The sequence below is a fragment of the Yoonia sp. genome (assembly GCF_046498525.1).
GTDB lineage: Bacteria > Pseudomonadota > Alphaproteobacteria > Rhodobacterales > Rhodobacteraceae > Yoonia.
In genome coordinates this window covers 1-4,559 of the sequence record NZ_JAWOAN010000214.1, presented here as the reverse complement: position 1 = coordinate 4,559, position 4,559 = coordinate 1, and the positions used below count along the sequence as shown (strand labels likewise).

The 4,559-nt window shown below is 53.4% G+C and carries 2 protein-coding genes and 2 pseudogenes; 2 read left to right on the top strand and 2 right to left on the bottom strand.

The genetic code is table 11. The annotated features are described in order from the left end of the window. Window positions 1-372 (bottom strand): annotated as a pseudogene (locus R6T97_RS13135) (peptidylprolyl isomerase); the annotation flags it as partial. A 194-nt stretch (window positions 373-566) separates the two neighbouring features. Between R6T97_RS13135 and secA the strand changes: the two are divergent. Next, entirely contained in the window at window positions 567-3,275 is a 2,709-nt protein-coding gene (gene secA / locus R6T97_RS13130; RefSeq protein WP_410349750.1) for a preprotein translocase subunit SecA, read from the top strand. Window positions 3,276-3,379: 104 nt separating this feature from the next. Further along, window positions 3,380-4,372: a hypothetical protein gene (locus R6T97_RS13125; protein ID WP_410349749.1), complete on the top strand. Its 993-nt coding sequence runs from the start codon at window positions 3,380-3,382 to the stop codon at window positions 4,370-4,372. 13 nt (window positions 4,373-4,385) lie between these two features. Here R6T97_RS13125 and R6T97_RS13120 read toward each other — a convergent pair. Next, a pseudogene (locus tag R6T97_RS13120) lies at window positions 4,386-4,559 on the bottom strand (IS5/IS1182 family transposase); the annotation flags it as partial.

Genomic DNA, 4,559 nt, shown 5'->3' with positions numbered 1-4,559 from the left:
GTCATAGGCGGCCTGCACATCTGCTTCGGTTACCGATGTTTCGGCGATTTCGGTGATCACACCGGCTGCCATCAGGGCGCGGCGTTCATTGTTGAGCGTGTATTCGATCCGCGCAGAGGTTTCACCCGCCTCATCGGCCAGAAGCTGCTGCTGGATAAGCTGATCGACAAGACCCTCGAAAAGCACATCTGCAGGGAATTGTGCGTACTGCTGCGGCAGTTGTGTACGGGCAATGATGATTTCACCCATGGTGATTTCTGTGTCACCGACGGTTGCGACAACAGTATCTGCCATTACGTCCTGAGCAAAGGCTCCGGTGGACAAAGCGGCAGCCACCGCAGTTCCACCCAAAAATGTAACATATTTCAGCATTAAACGTTCCCTTGATAGGCCGCGAAAGACCGCGGCGTTGACACTGTAGTAGCAGCCCCTTACATCCCGAAGATGCCTCGAGGAGGCCAGAAGTTGCGTAAGCTAGGCCCTTTCTATTTGGCCTGAACCGAGCCTACAACCAACCTCCTCTCAAATAGATGTCAGACAGGCGCTGTTGCGCCACCGGAGAGAATATGCTGGGTTTCGGAACGATTGCCAAAAAGGTGTTTGGCACCGCAAACGACCGCAAAGTCAAAGCCGCCCGCCCGTTGGTTGACAAGATCAATGCGCTGGAGCCCGAGTTCGAGGCGCTGTCCGATGAAGGCATCAAGAAAAAGACGGAAGAGCTTGCAAAACGTGCGATGGGCGGTGAGAGCCTTGATGACCTGTTGCCCGAAGCATTTGCCAACTGCCGTGAAGCTGCCAAGCGTTCACTGGGCCTGCGTGCCTTCGATACGCAGCTGAAGGGTGGGATTTTCCTGCATCAGGGCAATATTGCCGAAATGAAGACAGGTGAGGGTAAAACCCTTGTCGCGACCTTCCCCGCCTACCTGAACGCGCTGACTGGCAAAGGCGTGCACATTGTTACTGTGAACGACTATCTGGCACGTCGTGACGCCGAGTGGATGAGCAAGGTTTACGGTGCGCTTGGCTTGACGACAGGTGTGGTCGTGCCCCAGCAGCCAGAAGACGAAAAACAGGCCGCCTACGCCTGCGACGTGACTTATGCCACAAACAACGAACTGGGCTTTGATTACCTGCGCGACAACATGAAATCCGAACTGGGCCAGATCTTCCAGCGCGACCATAATTTCGCGATCGTGGACGAAGTCGACAGTATTTTGATTGACGAGGCGCGTACACCTTTGATCATCTCTGGGCCCGCGCAGGACCGGTCCGAGATGTACGCGACGATCGACAAGGTGATCCCTGATATCTCGGATGATCATTTCACGCTGGACGAAAAAACAAGGCAGGTGACGTTTACCGACGAGGGCAACGATTTTCTGGAAGAAAAACTTGGCGCCTCGGGTCTGCTGCCAGAAGGCCAGACGCTTTATGATCCCGAAAGCGCCACTTTGGTTCACCACGTGAATCAGGCGCTCCGCGCGCACAAGCTCTTTAACAAAGACAAAGACTATATCGTGCGTGACGGCGACGTCGTGCTGATCGATGAATTCACCGGACGCATGATGGCTGGCCGCCGTTTGTCGGATGGTCTGCATCAGGCGATCGAAGCCAAAGAGGGCTGTGCGATCCGGCCAGAGAACGTGACCTTGGCCTCGGTGACCTTCCAGAACTATTTCCGCCTTTATGACAAGCTGGCAGGTATGACAGGCACGGCTGCGACAGAAGCGGAAGAATTTCAGGAAATCTATAATCTGGGTGTAGTCGAGGTTCCGACGAACCGTCCCATCGCGCGTATTGACGAAGATGATCAGGTTTACCGCACCGCCCGCGAGAAATTCGCAGGCGTCGTCGACGAGATCAAGGAAGCCCACGCCAAGGGTCAGCCGATTCTTGTTGGTACTACCTCGATTGAAAAATCCGAAGCTCTGGCAGAGATGTTGAAGGCCGAGGGAATCACCTACAATATTCTCAATGCGCGGCAACACGAGCAGGAAGCGCAGATTGTTGCAGATGCCGGCAAGCTGAATGCGGTCACAATTGCGACCAACATGGCTGGTCGTGGTACCGATATTCAGTTGGGCGGCAACGTCGAGATGCGTGTACTTCAGGCGATGGCCGAAAACCCCGATTCTGACATCGAGGAAGTGCGCGCACGGATCGAAGCCGAGGTGGCTGACGAGAAGGAAAAAGTGAAAGCTGCCGGTGGTCTTTTTGTGCTTGCCACCGAGCGTCACGAAAGCCGCCGTATTGATAACCAGTTGCGCGGTCGTTCCGGCCGTCAGGGTGACCCCGGGCGTTCTGCTTTCTTCCTGTCTTTGGAAGACGATTTGATGCGGATCTTTGGCTCCGACCGGTTGGACAAGGTGCTGTCGGGTCTGGGTATGAAAGAGGGTGAGGCGATCGTTCACCCTTGGGTCAACAAGTCGCTGGAACGCGCGCAGGCCAAAGTTGAGGGCCGCAACTTTGATATTCGCAAGCAGCTGTTGAAATTCGATGATGTGATGAACGAGCAGCGAAAGGTCATCTTCTCGCAACGCCGCGATATCATGGAAGCCAAGGACCTGTCAGAGGTCACGAAAGACATGCGCGATCAGGTGATCGATGACCTTGTCCATGACTATATGCCGCCAAAAACATATGCAGATCAATGGAATACAGAGGGTCTTTATGCTGCTGTGATCGAGAACATTGGCATTGATGTGCCAATCATGGCTTGGGCAGAAGAAGAAGGTGTGGATGATGACGTCATCCGCGAACGGCTTGAGGACGCAGCAGATAAATTCATGGCGGAAAAGGCGGAAACCTTTGGTGATGAAACGATGCGGAATGTCGAAAAGCAGCTTCTGCTGCAGACGATAGATGCGAAATGGCGTGAGCACTTGCTGACGTTGGAACACCTTAGGTCCGTTGTCGGTTTCCGTGGATATGCGCAGCGCGACCCTTTGAACGAATACAAGACCGAAGGCTTTCAGTTGTTCGAAAGTATGCTTGACGGCTTGCGGGCGGATGTCACCAAAAAGCTGTCAAAAATCCGTCCAATGTCGAAAGAAGAACAAGAACAAATGGTGGCGCAATTCCGGCAGCAACAGCAGGCTGCCGCTCAAGCTGCGGCGGGGGCCTCTGCGCCTGTAGCAGCAACTGCAGCGTCCGGAGCGGCGCGCGAAGGCTTTGATGAAAATGATCCAAGTACGTGGGGCAATCCCGGTCGGAATGACACTTGCCCCTGTGGGTCAGGGAAGAAATTCAAACACTGCCACGGCCGCATTGCCTAATTCCTGACACAATCGGGCCACGCTAAGACCTTTTGCCAGTCCTTTTCATGTCACGCTAACCGTTCATCGTTATGAATGTAGTGGTGCCACTGTGAGGGATGGGGATGTCTCGGCTTAGCACGATCAAAACGATTGCGTCGACTATCACGATCGCTGTGGCGGTTGGATTTGTCGTGCAATACGGTGAACCTGCTCCCGCTCTCGCAAGTGGTGAGATGAAGGAAAGCTACAACAAGGCACCCCGTTCTTTGATGCTGTCAACAAATGCGCTGGGCCAGCCGGTGTTTGGCGTACCAAATGTAATCGCGACGCCAAAGGACCATGCTGTCAACTTGCAGCACGTCGTCGCCGTTGATGCCGTCTATACCGAACTTGATGTACCAAAGCTTGGGGTGATCATGGCAACACCTTCAGCCATATGCGATACAACGCTTTCTGCATCGCGTGAGCCTGCAGCGATCGTTGCGCTGTCCGTCAATGCGCCTTGTAACAAACAACAGTCCTTTGAGGTTTCTCATAGCGGGATGCATATCACCGGCAAGACTGACCGGCAGGGCAATGCTGTTGTTCGAATTCCTGCGCTGGTGACCAATGCGCAATTTATGGTCAGTTTTGATAACATTCTCAAAGCAACCACCCAGGTTTTTGTACCAGAGTTGCGCCAGTATGATCGCGCTGTCCTGCAGTGGATGACTGACGATAACATGCGCCTTCATGCATTGGAAAACGGATCGCGAATCGGTGACCGCGGGCATGTATGGTCCGCTTCGTTCCACACTGCACAAGACACGCGTGAAGGTCGCAATGGGTTTATTGTCTATCTTGGCGACGTTGATGCAGAGATTCCGTTTCAAGCTGAAGTCTACACTTTCCCGGAAGGCCAGATGAACCGTGAGAATGGCGTTGACCTGCGCGTCGGTATCACCGTCACAGCCAAGAATTGTGGACGGGAAATCGATGCAATGACGATCCAGACAAACGCAGGCCAAACGCTCGTCGAGACAAAGATCGCAGCTCAGATGCCAGCTTGTGAACAGATCGGTCAGGTTGCGATGTTGCGCAATAAATTTTCTGATCTGACAATCGTTTCCAATTAGGGCCTGTGGACAATCATCTTGAGGCTATGAGTGCTGCTACAAGGTTCCAACACGCTGCGTAACTACAATCTGTTTTGTCGTATCTTGTTGCTATCCCTCTGAACTCTTTGATCTTTGCGAAGTAATTTTCCACCAGATGCCGCCACTTGTAGACCTCCGCGTCATAATCGCGCTGGATTTTACGGTT